Annotated in this window: 22 protein-coding genes; 3 read left to right on the forward strand and 19 right to left on the reverse strand. The window is 60.6% G+C overall.

Features of this window, described 5'->3' with window-relative positions; all coding sequences use genetic code 11:
* Nucleotides 1-9 precede the first annotated feature (9 nt).
* From BN940_RS02750 to BN940_RS02760, 3 genes are read right to left on the reverse strand one after another with little or no spacing between them, the layout of a single operon-like run.
* The gene (locus BN940_RS02750; protein WP_043679889.1) at nucleotides 10-1407 is read right to left on the reverse strand and encodes a DUF4055 domain-containing protein; all 1398 of its coding nucleotides are present in this window, start codon (nucleotides 1405-1407) and stop codon (nucleotides 10-12) included.
* 2 nt (nucleotides 1408-1409) lie between these two features.
* The gene (locus BN940_RS02755) at nucleotides 1410-2663 is read right to left on the reverse strand and encodes a terminase large subunit domain-containing protein (protein ID WP_043679891.1); all 1254 of its coding nucleotides are present in this window, start codon (nucleotides 2661-2663) and stop codon (nucleotides 1410-1412) included.
* 15 nt (nucleotides 2664-2678) lie between these two features.
* Nucleotides 2679-3194 carry an HGGxSTG domain-containing protein gene (locus BN940_RS02760; protein WP_052355551.1) on the reverse strand — a complete coding sequence of 172 codons (516 nt, stop codon included), beginning with the start codon at nucleotides 3192-3194 and terminating at the stop codon, nucleotides 2679-2681.
* Between the two features lie 127 nt (nucleotides 3195-3321).
* Between BN940_RS02760 and BN940_RS02765 the strand changes: the two genes are divergently transcribed.
* Genes BN940_RS02765 through BN940_RS02770 form a run of 3 tightly spaced genes read left to right on the forward strand, consistent with a single transcriptional unit; the run spans nucleotide 3322 to nucleotide 4345 of the window.
* Entirely contained in the window at nucleotides 3322-3534 is a 213-nt protein-coding gene (locus BN940_RS02765; protein WP_043679894.1) for a hypothetical protein, read from the forward strand.
* A 29-nt stretch (nucleotides 3535-3563) separates the two neighbouring features.
* Nucleotides 3564-3728 carry a hypothetical protein gene (locus BN940_RS19185; protein ID WP_158386225.1) on the forward strand — a complete coding sequence of 55 codons (165 nt, stop codon included), beginning with the start codon at nucleotides 3564-3566 and terminating at the stop codon, nucleotides 3726-3728.
* Between the two features lie 44 nt (nucleotides 3729-3772).
* Entirely contained in the window at nucleotides 3773-4345 is a 573-nt protein-coding gene (locus tag BN940_RS02770; RefSeq protein WP_043679896.1) for a DUF3489 domain-containing protein, read from the forward strand.
* Between the two features lie 25 nt (nucleotides 4346-4370).
* Here the strand turns inward: BN940_RS02770 and BN940_RS18240 are convergent, their stop codons facing one another.
* The 16 genes from BN940_RS18240 to BN940_RS19650 form a co-directional block, all read right to left on the reverse strand.
* Nucleotides 4371-4841 (reverse strand): DUF6998 domain-containing protein, encoded by a 471-nt coding sequence (locus BN940_RS18240; RefSeq protein ID WP_084330477.1) that lies wholly within the window; start codon nucleotides 4839-4841, stop codon nucleotides 4371-4373.
* Between the two features lie 30 nt (nucleotides 4842-4871).
* Nucleotides 4872-6125, reverse strand: a complete 1254-nt coding sequence (locus BN940_RS02775; protein ID WP_043679899.1) for a site-specific DNA-methyltransferase — start codon at nucleotides 6123-6125, stop codon at nucleotides 4872-4874.
* A 28-nt stretch (nucleotides 6126-6153) separates the two neighbouring features.
* The gene (locus tag BN940_RS02780) at nucleotides 6154-7554 is read right to left on the reverse strand and encodes a site-specific DNA-methyltransferase (protein WP_043679902.1); all 1401 of its coding nucleotides are present in this window, start codon (nucleotides 7552-7554) and stop codon (nucleotides 6154-6156) included.
* Between the two features lie 70 nt (nucleotides 7555-7624).
* Nucleotides 7625-8011, reverse strand: coding sequence for a hypothetical protein (locus BN940_RS02785; RefSeq protein WP_043679905.1), 387 nt, complete (start codon nucleotides 8009-8011; stop codon nucleotides 7625-7627).
* Between the two features lie 221 nt (nucleotides 8012-8232).
* A complete protein-coding gene (locus BN940_RS18245) occupies nucleotides 8233-9072 on the reverse strand; it encodes a DUF6694 family lipoprotein (RefSeq protein WP_084330478.1) in 840 nt (279 codons plus the stop codon).
* Nucleotides 9073-9155: 83 nt separating this feature from the next.
* Nucleotides 9156-9551, reverse strand: a complete 396-nt coding sequence (locus tag BN940_RS02790) for a DUF6362 family protein (RefSeq protein WP_043679908.1) — start codon at nucleotides 9549-9551, stop codon at nucleotides 9156-9158.
* A complete protein-coding gene (locus BN940_RS02795; RefSeq protein ID WP_043679910.1) occupies nucleotides 9548-10018 on the reverse strand; it encodes a crossover junction endodeoxyribonuclease RuvC in 471 nt (156 codons plus the stop codon). The genes BN940_RS02790 and BN940_RS02795 overlap by 4 nt, the downstream gene beginning before the upstream one ends.
* 119 nt (nucleotides 10019-10137) lie before the next feature.
* On the reverse strand, nucleotides 10138-12402 hold the full coding sequence (locus BN940_RS02800; RefSeq protein ID WP_043679914.1) for a phage/plasmid primase, P4 family: 2265 nt from the start codon (nucleotides 12400-12402) through the stop codon (nucleotides 10138-10140).
* Nucleotides 12386-12661 carry a hypothetical protein gene (locus tag BN940_RS02805; RefSeq protein ID WP_052355553.1) on the reverse strand — a complete coding sequence of 92 codons (276 nt, stop codon included), beginning with the start codon at nucleotides 12659-12661 and terminating at the stop codon, nucleotides 12386-12388. Before BN940_RS02805 ends, BN940_RS02800 begins: the two co-directional genes overlap by 17 nt.
* Nucleotides 12658-13395 carry a hypothetical protein gene (locus BN940_RS02810; RefSeq protein ID WP_043679919.1) on the reverse strand — a complete coding sequence of 246 codons (738 nt, stop codon included), beginning with the start codon at nucleotides 13393-13395 and terminating at the stop codon, nucleotides 12658-12660. Before BN940_RS02810 ends, BN940_RS02805 begins: the two co-directional genes overlap by 4 nt.
* Nucleotides 13392-13874, reverse strand: coding sequence for a DUF6511 domain-containing protein (locus BN940_RS02815; RefSeq protein ID WP_043679922.1), 483 nt, complete (start codon nucleotides 13872-13874; stop codon nucleotides 13392-13394). The genes BN940_RS02810 and BN940_RS02815 overlap by 4 nt, the downstream gene beginning before the upstream one ends.
* Before the next feature lie 9 nt (nucleotides 13875-13883).
* The gene (locus tag BN940_RS02820) at nucleotides 13884-14540 is read right to left on the reverse strand and encodes a hypothetical protein (protein ID WP_043679926.1); all 657 of its coding nucleotides are present in this window, start codon (nucleotides 14538-14540) and stop codon (nucleotides 13884-13886) included.
* 6 nt (nucleotides 14541-14546) lie between these two features.
* A complete protein-coding gene (locus BN940_RS02825) occupies nucleotides 14547-15374 on the reverse strand; it encodes an ATP-binding protein (RefSeq protein ID WP_043679936.1) in 828 nt (275 codons plus the stop codon).
* Nucleotides 15374-16135: a BRO-N domain-containing protein gene (locus tag BN940_RS02830; RefSeq protein WP_043679938.1), complete on the reverse strand. Its 762-nt coding sequence runs from the start codon at nucleotides 16133-16135 to the stop codon at nucleotides 15374-15376. Before BN940_RS02830 ends, BN940_RS02825 begins: the two co-directional genes overlap by 1 nt.
* Before the next feature lie 2 nt (nucleotides 16136-16137).
* Nucleotides 16138-16614 (reverse strand): hypothetical protein, encoded by a 477-nt coding sequence (locus BN940_RS02835; RefSeq protein WP_043685628.1) that lies wholly within the window; start codon nucleotides 16612-16614, stop codon nucleotides 16138-16140.
* A gap of 11 nt (nucleotides 16615-16625) precedes the next feature.
* Nucleotides 16626-16862: a hypothetical protein gene (locus BN940_RS19650; protein ID WP_043679939.1), complete on the reverse strand. Its 237-nt coding sequence runs from the start codon at nucleotides 16860-16862 to the stop codon at nucleotides 16626-16628.
* Nucleotides 16863-16980: the final 118 nt, after the last annotated feature.

Here is a 16980-nt window from a genome sequence, read left to right on the forward strand (position 1 = left end):
GATCTTTCCTTATCCCACTTCGCCATCAGGCTGGGCCCCGATGCGGGCCTGTTCGATCTCCCAGGTCAGATCGTCGGACACCAGCCCTCGGCGTTGTGCCTCGGCAAAAAGCGTGGCATCCGACAATTTGCCACCGAGAGACATTTGCAGCAGTACCTGCATGGACTCCGTGGGCGCGAAGTCCGGGTCCAGGTTGGCGTGAATACTCAGATTTCCACCTTCCTCGCCCAGATTCATCCAGCGGGCAAACCAGTCCAGCACGATGTCCAAGGCGTCCTCCAGGCTTTGGGCCATGACACCTAGGCGGCTGATCTCGCGCGCCGCTTCCTCGCGGGCCTGAGCGGCTGTCATCGTGGCGTCGGACCGCTGCAAGAGCTTGGCCCCCGCCTGGCGAATGGTGTCCTCCAGGTCTTTGAGTGCCTGGCGACCGGCGGCAATGGCGGCACCCGAGTGCTCCACATAGCGCGCATCACCGCCTGGCGGTAGATTGATGGCAGAGTTGGCCCCGATCACCACATCGCCATCAGTGACGCCCACTAGGGCGAGGATTGGCACGCAGGCCGTGTCGATCAGACGATCCATGGAGGACTGCAGCCACCAGTGCTTGGCGTTCAGTTGGGCCAGCTCCAGCAAGGGCGGCTCGGCCGTCATAAACCCGGTGCGTTTGGTGTAGAGCGCAACCAGTGGAATGTCGGCCAGAGGCTTGCCCGCAGACATGAGCGTACGGGACGCTCTTTGCCAGCGCCCCTGGGCGTCCTTGCGCCAGGTGTGCGCCGCCCCGGGCTCAAGCACCAGGATCTGCTCGGTCCACTGCATGGCGTATTCGCTCGCGGCCTCGTGGACAAATTCCCTGATCCGCACTTGGGTCAGGCGCTCAGTCCCGCCCACCAGTTCGCTTTGCCAGCCAATCACCTGGTCGTGGCGCACGAGCTTCACGTAGGGGCGAAGGCCAGCAGCGCGTTCCTGGCTGCGGGTGGCTACGCCCGCCAGGTTGGCATCCATCTCGGGGGCCAGCACCAGCGCAAAGGAGATGCCAAAGGCGAGCGCATCTTCAAACCACAGGCGGGCAAACTCCTGCAGGCTGCGCCGCTCCATGTCCACATCCGGAATGATGTCGGCGAGGATGGCCTGCGGGATGTTGTCCCCGTACTGAAAGGGCTTCGTGAAGACGCGCCCCACCATCGTGCCCACGGTTTCGGAAAACGCCGGGTAGAGGGTGGCCGTTTGCAGGCGCACGGCATAGTCCTCGTCGGCTTCCAGGCGGCGCTTGGGCAAGTAGCGACGGCCAGCCGCTCGCATCCCGGCGGTGCCTGCCAGGAGGGCATCGATCAGCGGCCAGTGCGTGGCCATTGCCTGGACCTCGGGTGCGGTACGGGCAACGGCAGGGGTGTCTGTGTCGGTGGTCATAATCAGTACAAGGACATCGAAGATTGACTGGCGCTGCGGCGCACCAGTGGCCAGCGATGAGACAGGAAGTAGCCTGCCGCATCGACGGCGTGATCGAACCCGGTGCGTTTATCCGGTTCGCCGTCCTCGGTGTAGGCCTGCTGCTCCAAGGCGGTGCACAGCGTCGGGCAGCGGTCGGTGTTGATCAACCAGCGTCGCTCGCCCGTATCGTTCAGGATCAAGGCGTTTACGGCATTCACCCGATCTCGCACGGCGGGGTTGCTCGCGTTTGCACGGACCGTCAGCCCTGCCGTGCGCAGGATGGAAATATCGGATTCGGCTGCGTTGACCGTCCGCCTGGCTGCGCCCGAGGCATCGGGGTAGATGGTGACGGGGTGCCCGCGCTTGGTAAAGCGAGCGACCAGGATTTGGGCCATGGCTGGGGTGTCGCGCACGCCCACGATTTCGTCTACCGTAATGGGCTGGTTCTCCCGAATGACCGATACGGCGGCCGTCATGTTGAGCACGTTAAAGTCCATGCCGATGTGCACGGGTTCGTCTGGGCGCAGCTGTGCGGGCGTGTGGTTCAGTTTCCGGCTGAAGTCCGGATACACCGAACCCGAGGCCATATTTACAAAGCGCCCGTCCAGATAGGCCTCGATTAGCTGGGGCGGATAGCGCATGCGCAGCGACTCGATGTAGCCCTCGGGCAGATTGGCGGCATTGCTGTGGGTGCTGGCGGTCACCAGTTCGTAGCCGGGGCGCGTCTCTAACGCAAAGAGCTGATAGGTCGCCCGAAACCCTTCCGGAGTGGTCGCCACCAGGATGCGATTTTCGCTGCCGTCGGGAAACTTCTGCCGGATGCGGGCCATGATCTTGCGCCAGACGTCCAGCGCGGCCTGCGTTTTGAGCGTATCGAACTCGTCGATGAAGGCGTGGCCGATCTCAAAGCCGATGATGCGCTCGGGCACATCCATCGTGCGGCAGATGATCCGGCCAAAGCCTGCGATGTAGATGACGTGCTCGGTGCGGTGGATACGAAAGCGCAAGCCCGCCTCGCCCAGGATGTCGCTGATACGCGGATACAGGATGTCGCGCACCAGCGGATAGGTCGGCGCAAAGTAGCCCATGTCTACCTTGGGGTACTTGAACTTTTGCTCCAGCATCTTCAAGACCAGGGTATTGGTCTTGCCCGCCCCAAAGCCCGAGACCATGGCGACAAAGCGTGCGTCAGACGAAAAAAAACGACCCTGCGGAGTCGTCAGTCGGATTTGCATGGAATGCCGTGGCCCTTAATCGGACCCGCCTGTCTGACTACCGGCCTGGATCTGGATCACGATGGGCTCGGTCTGTTCGGTGGCTTCTGAGTCGGTTTTCATGAGTTCCATCCGGGTTTTCTCCAGGCTCTCGATCCTGCCGCCAATGCGGTCGATGAGCGCCGCGTAGTCGCGCCGCTTGTAGCGTTTTTCAGCGGTGGGCTGGTTTTCGCCGCCGATCTTGCGGGCCACGATTTCTTCCAGCTCGGGCTTGTCGCGGGCGGCCTGCTCGGCAGCGAGCGCCCGCACCAGGCGCGTGCGCCAGAGCCGGATCTCATCGTCCACCTTGCCCAGCTGGATTTCTTTCCAGCGGGCTTTTTCCTCATCGGTCAGCACCGTGCCGTAGATGCCGTGCTTGGCGGCGTTCTGGTTGCCTTTGGCAGGCCCCGTGCTGGCTCCTCCGTGAAATTTGCAGCGCCGTTTGCCCTCCAGGGGCCATTGCTGGCAGGGGGTTCCTGCGCGGGTTTTTGCCCCGCATCGTTCTCGGGTCATGGACGACTCCTTGTATCAATCTTTATCAATCAAAATCGCTGAAAGCCCGCATGGATGCTTGGCTTTGATGGTGTGAAGCGCGAATCTACAGGTGTCGCAACGAACACCACCAAGTAGGAGCTCCACCATGAAAAACCAAGCCATCAACGCCCAAGCCCAAAACGAATTTGTCGCCCTGGTGGGCGAAATCCAGGCGCGCATCACACGCCTGCAAGGGGCCCTCGACAACCACTTCGACCTGAACCCCGAGGACATCAACTGGGGCCACGTTGGCGACTTGACGCAGCACCTGGAAGTCCTCACCAACTTGACCGACCGGGTTTTTAACGAAGGCAAATAAGCCAAGCACGAATGCACAGGAGTACGACCATGGCCACAGTCACCATCGAGCGCAAGACAAGCACCGAGGAGAACGTCTCCCTGCGCCACGTCTGGTACGACATCCTCGTTGATGGCCAGTACGTGGCCAGCCGCGACGATGTTTGCGACGCCCTGGACTTGAAAGAGCAGCTCGAAAAATCCCAAACCAACTGATCCCCCCCTGGGCCAGCCAGACTGGCCTAACAAGGAAAACAACCATGACCAAACTGACCACAACCCAACTCGCGATCCTGCACCGTGCAGCCCAAGCCCAGGGCGATGGACGCATTTACTGGTATCCCGACAATCTGAAGGGCGGCGCACGACAAAAGGTCATCAGCGCCCTGGCCAAGCAAGAGTTGATTACCGACGTCGATGGTGCCTGGCATGTCTCGGATGCGGGCTACCAGGCACTGGATGAGCAAGGAGGCGGCGATGTGGCTACAAAAACGCACCACGCCCCCGTTGAAGCAGACCCAGAATTGGATCAAGCCGTCCAGGCGGCGCAAAGGCAGTGGGCAGCGGGCGATGCGCCCCAGCCCGCTAGAGGCCCCGCCGCCGCAGCGCCACAGCGCCCGACGTTGGCCCGGGCAGGCAGTAAGCAGGCGCTGGTGCTGGAGTTGCTACAACGCCCCGAAGGGGCCAGCATTGCGCAGATCATGGACGCCACGGGCTGGCAAGCGCACACGGTGCGCGGCACCTTCGCTGGGGCCTTCAAGAAGAAGCTGGGCCTGGCCATCACTTCGGACAAGGCGCAGGGCGAGGAGCGGGTCTATCGGATTGGTGAATAGCGGACAGTGCGATGTTCGGGGGCGCTCAATCGGAGGCGCCCCATACTTGTTGCCCGATAGATTTAAATTTCTTGATGGTCAGCGTGCCTCGTTCATTTCTTGCTTTGCTGCCTGGGCGTTGCAAGGCCTCGGTGATGGCTTGCCGATCTGCTTCATAGATTGCGTGCGTGGTGTACGCCTGATCCATCAAAACGAGTACGACTGCGTCCCAGGGTTTATCAAGATCCAGTGATCCGAGCCGTTGCCCAGATAGATTCTGGGGATCTGGCAGACAACGGGACTTGACCTGGATTTGGCGTCCGTGAGGATCAATCGCATCGAAGCCCGCTTCCCGGGCGGCCGCCAAGTCGAGTCTCAAGAGCCGAGATGCCTCAAATTCTCCAATTTCTCCGGTGATGCCCAGCGGTTTGCCCGTCAAACGGTAATACTCAATGGCAATCGCCTTGGCCTGCTTTAATAAAGCGGTGATGCGGTTCTGATCGGTTGTGGGGGTCATTGCAATCGGTCCGAATGTTATGCCTGACTATTATGCCAATACGTTTGCCGCCAGATTATCGAATACCACCCCATCGGCCTCGCGAGAGGCCGTTTGCCCTGTGAACTCTTGCCAGCGGCGCACGATCACATCTACGTACTTTGGATCGAGCTCAATGAGCCGTGCCGCACGGTCAGTTTTCTCGCAGGCAATGACTGTGGTGCCAGAGCCGCCGAAGGGATCGAGCACAACGTCACGGGTTTTGCTGCTGTTGCGCACCGCCCGCTCGACCAACTCCACCGGCTTCATGGTGGGATGCAGGTCGTTTTTGGCGGGCTTTTTGATCTGCCAGACATCTCCCTGGTCGCGTGCCCCACACCAGTAGTGGTCGGTGCCGTCCTTCCAGCCGTAGAGAATCGGCTCGTACTGGCGCTGGTAATCGGCACGGCCCAGCGTGAAGGTGTTTTTCGCCCAGATGATGAAGGTCGACCATTTGCCACCAGCCGCCCGAAACGCGGCTTGCAGCGTATCCAGTTCCGATGAGGACATCGCGATATAGACAGCACCCTTGGTAACGGAGAGCAGGTTCGTGGAGGCTGCGATCAAAAATCCCTGAAAATCCTCGCCCAGGTTGTCGTTCAGGATCGGGCGGTTCGTGCCGCGCATCTTATCCTTGGCGGAGTTGGCGTAGTTCACGTTGTAGGGAGGATCGGTAAAGGCCATGTCGGCCAAGCCGCCATCGAGTAGCCGCGCGTAGTCCTCAGCCTTGGTGGCGTCCCCGCATAGCACGCGATGTGGGCCGCAGATCCAGAGGTCACCGGGTTGCGTAATCGGGTTTTCCTGAACCTCGGGAACAGCATCCTCGTCAGTCAGACCCTCGTTGCCCTCTGCGCCATCGGCCAGCAAGTTTTCGAGCTCCTCGTCATCGAAGCCCAGGAGATTCAGGTCAAAGTCGAGCCCCTGCAAGTCTCCCAGCTCCAGGCGTAGCAGTTCCTCATCCCAGCCTGCATTCATCGCCAGTCGGTTATCGGCCAGGATGTAGGCGCGCTTCTGGGCGTCAGTCAGGTGCGAGAGTTCGATGACCGGGACAGTTTCTAGGCCCAGCTTGCGAGCCGCCAGCAGCCTGCCGTGCCCTGCGATGACGCCATTGTCCCCATCGACCAGGATCGGGTTTGTCCAGCCGAACTCCTGAATGGACGCTGCGATCTGGGCGACTTGGGCATCATTGTGCGTCCTCGCATTGCGGATGTAAGGAATCAAGGCGGCGACAGGGCGCAAATTGATGGACAAAAGGTCAATTGTCATGAACTTGTTTCACAATATGAAATTCGGATCACACAGACGACTGCATAGCAAAATCGCGCCTCAACCCAGCAACTTCTTCGAAAGGCTGCTCGGTTTGGGCCAAGGTGATGGGGACATCTGGATAAAGTCGGCGGAATCGCTCGATGGCCACATCCACGTATTCGGGGGCAAGCTCCACGGCCCGCATCTGGCGGCATGTGCGTTCTGCCGCAATGAGGCTCGTGCCAGAGCCACCAAAGGGCTCAAAGCAAATATCCCCAGGGCTGCTGTACGCCTGCAAGATGAATTCGGGCAGCGCTACCGGAAATACTGCAGGGTGGTCGATGCCTTCACCGATCTTGCCCTTCTGGCGCATCACGCGGATCACGCTGTCGGGGATGCGGGTGTCTTGCGTGGGCATACCTTTGTGCGTCCAGCCGCCGACTTCGCCATCGGGTTTGCGCATCGCGGTGGACGACCCATCAGCGCGCAGGTGCGTCTCCTGGCCCGCCCACTTGCAGGGCACGATCTTGTTGGGGCGACGCGCCTGGCGATTAAAGTGGAAGATGAACTCGAACGACGGTGCCAGCCGCCCGTTCCAGTCTCCCGGCATCCCAGGGCCCTGGTCCCAGACGTACCAGGCAAAGCGTCGCCAGCCTTGTTGGCGCATCCAGGCCAGCCACTGATCCCAATACGGGATGAATTCATTGTCTTGGTGCACGAGCCCGAGATTCACCAGCACCTGGCCGTCGGGGGCCATGGGCAGTGCCGTACAGACTGATTGCATCAGGGCGTCCCAGTCGGCAATGCCACCCGTGGTGTAGTTGCGTTGGTTGGCGTAGGGTGGTGAGGTAAAGCACAAGGCGGCATCGCTGCCATCCATGACTTGCGCAACGAGGTCCAGATCGCCCGCATCACCACAACCCAGCCGATGGTGGCCGATTTGCCAAATATCGCCCGTGCGACTGACTGCTTCTGTGGGGGTTGCGGGGATTTCATCGTTCTCGACGTCTCCATTCTCTCCGATGGTCTTGTCCTCATTGGCCACCCCCAGTAGTTGTGCGACCTCGGCATCCGAAAAGCCGGTCAGGTCCAGATCGACGCCCTCAAGGCTCAAGTCAGCCAGTTCGATGCCCAGCAGCTCCTCGTCCCATCCGGCGTTCAAGGCCAGTTTGTTGTCGGCAAGGATAAAGGCACGCTTTTGCGACTCGGTGAGGTGCGCGAGTTCAATCACCGGCACCGTATCCAGGTCGAGTTTGCGGGCAGCAAGCACCCGCCCGTGGCCTGCGATGATGCCGTGCCGACCGTCGACCAGGACCGGGTTGTTGAACCCGAACTCGCGGATCGAGGCAGCAATCTGCGCCACCTGCGCATCGCTGTGCGTTCTGGCATTGCGGGCATACGGAATCAGGGATTCGGTTCGGCGGTATTCGATGTGCAGATCAGGCATGGTGTGCAGGCATGAAAAAACCCACCGAGGCAACGCCAGGGTGGGCAGGTAATGAAATGAGTGGTTGCGGCTATCCGGATTTATCTGCAAGTCGTGCAATGCAGCCGGTGAGTATCTGGTGCAGTTCCTTGGCCTGATTGTGCAGGGCCGTCATCTGCGCGTGCATCGCCACGGTATCGAGAGCATTTTCAATCTGGTCAGTCGGGATGACGGCGTAGGTCTCCAGGCTCTGGATCATGCGCAGGGTTCTTGCACTTGCTGCTGAGAGCAGCACGACAGGTGGTGCCTCCGAGCTAAGCATCAAGGCGGGGACATGCTCGGCTCCGGCCGGGATATCGGCGGTGTCATCTGGGCATTGGATGTAGGTGGGCTGATTCACTGCTTGGCCTTGCTGACTTGATGTCACCAGTATGGCGATATCAGCGGGGAAGCCAAGGTCAGTGATGATTCTGGTCATGAAGGTGGGAGGCTTCTGGGTGCGGTGGCGCGGTTTCCTTGCCGCCCGCACTTCTGTCCAGAAGATAGCTGAAATTCTACGGGAAATTGCCGAAAGTGTTTCACGCTCGCCGGGGCTGAAAGTGGACAATCAAGGCAAAGTGAGGACAAACGGGGCAAGCGTTACCCCGCGTGGCTCAGGGCCTTCGAGAGATGTTGCTCCGTGTCCATCTGATTAAAAGGTCATTGTGATGATTTTCCGTAGCGCTTCAGCAGTTGATCAAGACGTTCTTCATCTCGTTCGCTGAAGCTGTCCGTCGAGAACAGCGCCTTTTCGTCGGCACCATCAAGGCGAGTGACGGTGACGGTCAGAACGGCATCAGCAGGCGACTTTACCTTACCCCATTCGCCGAACTGGTTGGGCGCAAGTGACCACGTCGCTTCTTCACCAGGCTCCAGACCACCGGAAATTTTGTAGTTGAAGGTTTCCTGTAGCCATGGCACAGCCCTATCCGGGCTTGCGAGTATGCCCCGGAAATAGGCGCGAGAGATCGGGTGAGACGTATCATTCCGAACAGTCATTTCGATGATGGGTTGGTCACTGCTGTAACGTTTGGGTTCCTTGTAAAACCGTGATCGAAGAACAATGAAGTTGGCGAGATCCTTCTTGGCTTCCTCAGCGGTACGCCGCTTCGCTTGCAGTTCATCAATCTCTTCAAGAGCCTGCGTTTTTGCTTGTGCTTCCCGCTTGAGACGAACCTCGTCAGCATAGGCAATGACTTCTGGACCGGTCTTGCCACTGATTTCGCTTTTCATCCTTTGTTGAAAGTCATCTATGGCCAAATCTTGGGCGGTTTCACCTGCCAGTGCGCTGGCAAAAATGTGCTTCACATCTATGCTGTTTGCTACCAAGGTTTTAATGGCGTCGTCGAAGGCAGTGCGTTGATCACTTGGTAAAGCGTCACGGACTTTTGCAACAGAAGTTTTCATGTTTTCGTCTGAAGACGTGTCTATGCGATGTTCGGTGCAGCTTGCTACAAGCGGCAAGATCAGGAACAAGACGGCTAGCCAGGAATTTTTCATGGGTTTGCTCCGTAGGATACATTTTGGAACCATTATATCGGTGCGTAGTACCGGTTATGAGTATTGCGTAGTGTGAACGTAAGTTAACGGGTGATGGGGGAGGGGTGCATCAGATTGAGAGCGATACATTCCAATGCCCGCTGCCAACGCCGCCACGCAGTGCTGCGGTCGCATCCAAAGCGTTTGGCGATGGCCTGCCAGGGGTAACCCTTGGCTCGCATCCAGACAAGGTGGCGCTGTTCGATTTCCAGCCACACCATCCAGCGCGAGGCCTCCAGCATCCGGTCAATCGCCTGCGGGCTGGGGGGAAAGTGGCGCTCTGGGGGATCGTCAGCGGCCATCGTCTCCCAGGCTTCTCGGATGATCATTGGCCACGCGTTGAAGTGGCCCTGCACTTGCATGGCAGGCAGCCGCCGGGAGGTGTCGATGGCTTCTTCCAGACGAAGTGCCACCTGCTCAGTGGTCCATGGCTTGCTCACATCCCCCCTCCCTGAGTAGCCAACGCCCAGTGCAGGATGGCCAGCGCATCGGCCTCGTTGTCGTCTGCGGGATCAAAGCCCCAGGTGTGGGCTGCCGCAATAACTGCCTCCTTGCCTGCGTTGCCTTTGCCGGTGGCGTGCTTTTTGATGGTGCCCACCGGTACCCCCTGGTACGGGATCTGGTGGTGTTCGCACCAGGCGGTCAGATGCGCCAGGAATCCGCCGTACGCGTGGGCGGCATCCACGCCCGCGTGACGCCTGACTTCCTCAAAGTAGACTGCGTGGATGACATCGGCTGTCTGCTTCACTTCGGTCAGCCACCGGCGAAAGCGTAGGTAGCGCATCCCGCCGCCCTCAAAACGCTGGGGCCGAAAGGATTCGCTGCCGCTCGTGGTGGTGCCGTCGACCAGACGCAGTGCCCAGCCGGTTGTCGTGCCCAGGTCCAGGGCGAGGATTGTGGTGATCATTTCCATGTCCTTTTTCTGCCGGGTGACGGATGTGACGGGTTCACCGGTTAAACCTCCTTACGCGCGCACGTGTAGCGTGTAAAGCAGTAGACCTGTCACATCCGTCACCCTGGCTGGATTCAGTCATCGCGATACGGGGTGTATCCCCGGTCTGGTTTTGGTTGCAATGCAATACCAGCGAGTGCCCGAATACCTCCGTGTAGACGGCATTTGTCGAATTTGCGAACAGCCATTTCTTCCGAGAATCGCTTCACGGACCCGACATACTCGCCAGCGCGTTCGGCCCACTCGCGCCAGTCGGCAAAGAGGTCGGATACGGCCTCACGGTGCGTTTTGCCGGTGAAGCATCGTTCATCCATCCACTGACCAAGGGCGTCCTCAGCCTCGAAGTATTCATCCGTGGCCTCGACCACAACTGCCGGGGGCTCCAAGCCGCCTCGCTGCCAGTCCAGGCACCCTTGGACGGCCCAGGCGAGAATTTCGTCGCGCTCGGCCAGGAGCTTCTCGGTCAACCGCCCATCGCGCCTGTCAGGTGGCACGGTGACGGTGAACGGAATCAGGTGCAGACGGCGGCGCATGGCCTCGTCGACGTTTCGGATGGACGGCTTGTGGTTGCCCGCGATGATGAGCTTGAACTGTGGCGTGTACTCGAAGAAGTCCTGGCGCATGAAGCGGGCGGAAATCTTGTCGCCGCCCGTGATGGCTTTGACCTTGGACTCGTTCCAGCGCCGTCCCTGTTCGGTCTCAATCGAGGACACCATCCTGGCACCGCGAAGCCCCGCGAGATCGGTGGGATGCCGGTCGCCTCGGACATCCATGAAGGTGTCCATGGCTGCGTTGGCTGCGTAGTCCCCAAGGATCGTCGTCACTACGTTCACGAACACCGACTTGCCGTTGGCCCCGGTGCCGTAGAGGAAGAACAAGGCGTGGGCAGCGGTGGAGCCCGTCAAGCAGTAGCCCACGACCCGTTGTAAGTACGCCTGCAGGTCTTGGTCGCCGCCTGTGACATCGTCCAGAAACGAGAGCCACAGTGTGGGCTTGCCTTTTGGTGTGGCGGTGGTGATCTTGGTCATGCGATCCTGCCTGTCGTGCGCCCGAAGGTGGCCCGTGCGCAGGTCCACCACGCCGCCTGGGGTGTTTAGCAGCCACACGTCGGCATCCCACTCATCGGTGGTGGCGGCGTGCCTGCGGTCGGTGCGTGCCAGGTGCTCGACGCCCCCGACGGTGCTGCTGGCTGCGAGCTTTGCAGCCAACCGGTGGGTGCTCGCTGACGTGGCGGCGTCACGGCAGATGGAGCGGATGAGGTGGCGCACGAGCAGCGTGTCGTCAGCCTGCCAGCGGCGGGAATCCCACACGAGCCATTTGCCCCATCCGGCCACATAGCACCAGTCCTCGGCGTAGGTTTCCGTGAAGGCCAGAGCCAGTGCATCGTCGGTCGCCCAGACGCTTGCCTGCTGGGTGGGGGCCGACGTGGTGGGCTTCATGTTCATGCGTGGGCCGTGGGCGATGAAGTCAGCTACATCGAACCCTTCCGCCAAGGCGTCCGCAGCATCCCACCCTTCGGGTTTGTCGTCGGGTGGCAGCAGTACGTCGCAGGACACGGCACCCGCTGCCAGGGCAGCCTGGGCTGCGGCGGTGGCGTACTCCCAGCCCGGTTTGTCGCGGTCGGGCCAGAGGATGACGGTTTTGCCTGCAAGCGGTGCCCAGTCGGTTTTCTCGACTGGTGCTTTGGCTCCGTTCATTGCCGTGGTCGCCACAAAGCCCACGTCGATGAGCGCCTGCGCACATTTTTCGCCTTCGACGAGGATGACCTCCTCTGCTGCCAGCATCCCCGGCTGGTTGTACAGGGGGCGGGGCTCGGGCGGTGCCATCTTGCGCCGTGTGGCATCCCAGGGACGAAACTCCTTCCTGCGCCCCGGTGGGTCGTAGCGGTAGACGACGGCCAGCAGGCGACTGTCAGCGTCGTGGTAGTCCCACTTGGCTGTCACTGGCCCCAGGTTGTCCGTGGGCGGTTCACGCCTGGCAGGCTGCGCAGGTGCCGCCGTGGCGTGGCCAGCCAGATCGGCTGCGTGGTTCAGGACCGCCGCAAAATCTATGCTGGCGTTGATCCCGGCGTACAGAGCGATCAGATCAAAGATGTCGCCGCCGTCGCCTGTGGCGCGATCTGTCCAGAGGCCTGCCTTCTCGCCTGCGAGCACGACCTCGAGGCTGTCTCCCTCGGAGCCGAACGTGTCGCCCACACGAAACTTGCCGTGGCGGATTTTGCCAGCAGGGAACATCGTGGTGAGCACCGATTCAAGACGGCTGAGCAAGGCCTGGTGAATCGCATCGCGATCCATGGCTTTTACTGTCTCAGGCATTACTGCGTCATTGAAGTCCAGCATCGCCGCCCTCCGTGCTGTCAGCTTGCTGATTGACGTTGTTGCGTTTGGCCCAGGCGAGCAGTTCGCTCAAGCGATAGCGCACGAGGCCCCCCATCAGGTAGTGCGGGATGCGAAAACGCGTGCGCATGGCGCGGTCGTTGAACCAGTAAAAGGGCAGGCAAAGCGCTGTGGAAGCCTCGCGTCCGTCGATCATGGGTTCGGCATTGATCCGATCAGTCGTCACATCGGGCTGAGTTTCATCTGCGATATTGCGTGTCATCGTTCTGTGCTCCAGCACCGGTCCTGCCAAGGGCACATCCGGCACTCAAAATGGGTTGCATCGTGGAAGGCGCGCGGCAACTGTTCACCGGCCTCAGTGGCTGTGATGACCTTCACTGCACGATCCGACATGCGCTGGGCAAGGGCCGCATCAAAGGGCACCAACTCGGTGTGGATCGCCATCGTGTCGGCGTTCACGGCTGTGAAAATGGCGGGGTTTTCGTGCAGGCCCAGATAGGCCTGGTAGACGGCGACCTGCGCGGCGTACACGGGCTTTGAGGTGACTAACCCTTTCTTGACGAGGTCCGTCCAGGATTTATTGCCCAGCGCCTTGTTCTCCCACAGCGCTGGGTAGGCAAAGCCTTCGGGCCCGCCCACGAATACGCCGTCGCAGTGGCCACGCATCTTGCCGCCCGCCACCGCGAAGCCGAACTGCTGGCCGTCCTGGCCTTCGGTGCGAAGGATGAAGCCTGCAGCACGCAGCCAGCGGATCATCATGTCCTCCATGACGTGGCCGCGCTCGAAGATGCGCATGATCCGCCCGGAGAACCCCCGGCCGTGATCGACGGGGGCCTTGGCGTATTCGTACTGCAGGGCGCGCTCGCAGGGCACCCCCAGGCGCGAGGCTCCAAGGTACTGGCGCGGTGTGGCGGCATCGCGCTCGGCCACCAGGGCATCATCGATCAATGCCTGCAGCCGTTCCGAGAGCGTGGCAGATGAATTGAAATCCATCATTTGGCAGCCTCCTTCCAGGGCAGATCGTCGGTCATGCCCGAAAAGGGGTTCTCATCCAGGGGGTCGGCTGCAGGGGCCACGCCCCGCACCGGCGGGTACTTGGCACTGTCGTGGTGGGCAGCCATGGCTGCCGCCCACCCGCCCACGATGGCTTCGATCACCTGCAGCGCCTCAGCTTCGCTGTACTCGCCCAGGGGCTTTGTGAAGCCGATGGCCTCTGCAGCTTGGCCGAAGGCCTTCAGGCACAGGCGCATCGCACCACGTTCGATGTCAGTGATGTTTTCCATCGCCGCCTCCCTGAGATTTGCCGAGCCGTCCTGCACTCTCAGCCAGTTGCCGTAAAGCCCATGAAAAATGTCTTGGCAGCGTTTTGAGCAGAAGACCCAATCGGTGGGATAGCGCCTGGGCTCGCCTGGCGCAAACCTGCCATCCGTGTGACCGAAGCCACGTGTAGACCGTGAACAAATCCAGCATTTCACGCGACCTCCTTACAGAGCCCAGGCAGGCTTGCCCGTTGCTGCCGGGGCGATGGCCTGTGTAGTGGCTGGGACGGTCGCTGCGGTGGGCTTGGCGACGGGCGCTGTGGTTGTGGGGTTACCAGCTGGGGCGGCCTTCGCGGGCACGCCCATGAGCTTGGCGTACTGTGGGTGGTCGGGTTCGATGGCCACGTGGATGACGTTCCTGTCGTCTCCACGGCCATCTTTTTCGATGTCGATGCGAGCCAGGAACTCGATGCCGTCCAGATCAGCAAAGCCCTGGATGCGTCGCGCGGCTGCGGCCTGCGGGCTTTCGTCCTTGGGGTGGACATTGCGTGCCGAGTTCAGCACGGCGCGAATGAATGTGCGCCCCATCTGGCCCCAGGTCGGGCCTTTGCGCGAGTGCAAGCCGATCAAAGACCAGACCTTGCGTTTGGCATACTCACCGGAAAGGACAACATATTCGCAAGACAGGTATACCGATCCGGTCTCGAAGGTCTCGGTCGCGTAGCCCCCGGTCCAGCCCTGGGCAGGATCGTCGTAACCGCCGGGGCGGATCGTCATGCGCACCGGCAAGATGGTGCCCTTGGGGATCAGGTCGAACCCAGATTGCTGCGATTCGGCGTCATTGAAGTCGTTCCAGGACGTGGCGCTATTGTTGGTCGTCATGGTGGATTACTCCTTGGATTCGGTAGATTGGGCGGGCAGGGTGGTGCCGGTGCATTTGGCGATCAAGGCACCGAGGTCAGGCGGTTCAAGTAGATCCAGGCGACCAGAGCGGTCTTTGGCAGGAAGCCCGTAGGGATTGACCGTGTGGCAGACAAAAGCGCGGTAGGACGAGCCATCTTCGGCCTTGATTTCGGCCAAGGTGATGACTTCATCGACGATGCCGGGAAGCTCAGAGGCGGTTTTGCTGCCCTCGATTTGCGGCACGAAGATGCGCCGGTTGAAGTCGTCTGTGCGTTCTTCCAGGATCGCCACGAAGACCACGTTTTTGCCCCGGGCGTGTTGCAGGTGGGTCAGCGCCGTCACCATTTCCTGACCCAGGAGGCCATAGGCACCTCGGCTATCGGGCTTGCCGGTGCGTTCCGAAAACGCCTGTGGCTGGGTCTTGGCCCAGACCATGGCAAGGCGCGACAAGACGGTGAGGCTATCGACAAAGTACGTGGTGTACTTATCCAGCTGCGTGGGGTCGCCGTAGCGTTCGCACACTGCTTGGTAATGCGCTTCGGAAAAGGCCGAGTCGGGCGGTAGTGCCCGATTGGGCCCAGCCAAGAACACCACAAGGTCGCGGAATTCCGGCCAGGTGGCAGGGCGCACGCAGTCGCCCCGCCAGTCCTTGACAGCCAGATCGCCCGCCTCGAGATCGACGAATAAAGTGCTGGTCTCAGGTAAGGTTTTGAGCAGCGTAGTCTTGCCGATGCCAGCCTTCCCGAACAAGGCGATCTTGGCACCGCTGTGTTCGGCCATGCGTTCGTCGGCGCTGATGATGGGGAGTGTCATTACGCCACCTCCGCCAGCAGATCAGCCACAGCAGGGTTCCAGAGGATCTGGTAGCCCGAGTGGCCGTTCCTCGAGTAGGGCATAGCCTCGGCCCATTGCTGGCCGTCGTCAGTTAGCTCCCACTCATCACGGTCGTTGCGCAGTTGCATACCGTGCTGGGCAAGCAGCTGGTTGGTCGCCTTGGGCGATTTGCCGATGAGTTTGCCCAGTTGCGTCGCATTCAGTGCGCAGATCGGTTCGTCGTTGGCGGGCAGCGCACGGCGCAGGGTTTCGACAGCAAGCCCCGTGTTTTCCGAGATGCATGTCAAGGTGGCTGCCATGGCAATGCCGTGCTTGACGCCGGGGACCTTGGCCACGGCCTCACCCATCAAGAGCAGCGCCTGGACCTGATCCTGGGTGGGCGATGGCAGCGCGGCCAGCGATCCGGGTGCGGCGTAGTGACCAGTCTGACGGATAGTGGGCAGCACATCGTGCGTGACCCAACGTTTGAATTTTCTGGCCTTCTTCATCTTGCTGCCGAAAACAAGGCAGTACACGCCAGATTCATTGATATGGTTTGTCATCTGGTTGCGGCCAAGGGTGTCGATGACCTCACGTTTCGTTAGGTCATCTTCTTCAACGTGATCAGTGATCGCTTTTGACGGATTGCTGTAACCCAAGATTGCGCAGACATCGCTGGCGACAAACCAGGGGGCGCCGGACTCATCGAGCTGAATGCGAACGTGCTGGTTTTCAAAGGCAAAGGGCATGGTCGCGGACATGGTCAGTCCTCCATGACGGTCAGGGTGAAGGTGGGCTTGCCAGCCTCGACGGTGCGGGCGGGGGCAAACTGCTCGCGCAAGGCCGGTGGCCAGGCGGTGTACTTGGATTCAGGCACTGAGAGCTTCACATCAATGAAGTCCTCGACGCGGTCGCCAGAGGCGGTGATGCGCCGTGCGATTTCGGCGAGCTTCGCCTGATCCCAGCGGACTTTCTTGGGCAATTCCGCCTTGATGGCCACGGCACCGTCAGCGATGTGGGCGGTGCCGAAGTCTCGCCCAGTGGCTGCCAGAGCGGCCTGGGCTTGCATGGCATAGCGTTTGATAAGAGCCGTATCGACCTGGGCCTTGGCCTTTTTGATCAACGCCGCCTGGTAGTCCAGACCCAGCACCAGCTCTTGCAGGCGGGTCGCGTCCAGGCGGGTGAGATCGGTTTGCAGGAGCCGAACCAGATCGGCGGGGAGAATGGTGATGTCGTTCATCGCTGCCCCCATTACTGGTACGCCCGAGCCGAGGTCGAGCAGCGCGAGACGCGCAGCTCGTAGGCCTCGACTTCGCAGAGCAAGTACGTAACCCGAGAACCTAACTTGCAGAAGATGGGACCCAGGGACTGCTGACGCCAGCGCTGCAGGGTTTTGACGGACAGTCCCCAGCGAGTGGCCAGTTCGTATTCGTCAAGGGCAAGGCGGTGGGTTTTGCTCGGGTGTGCGGAGGGAGTAAGGCTTTTCATGGAACTGCTCCTGTTTGAAAGGAGCTTCCATTGAGCCTTTTTGGGCCTCGTGAATTGACGCGATATTCACGCGATTAACACGCGATTAACACGCGGCTTTGATTTATATAGAAATTGT

The organism is Castellaniella defragrans 65Phen, assembly GCF_000612685.1.
GTDB lineage: Bacteria > Pseudomonadota > Gammaproteobacteria > Burkholderiales > Burkholderiaceae_B > Castellaniella > Castellaniella defragrans.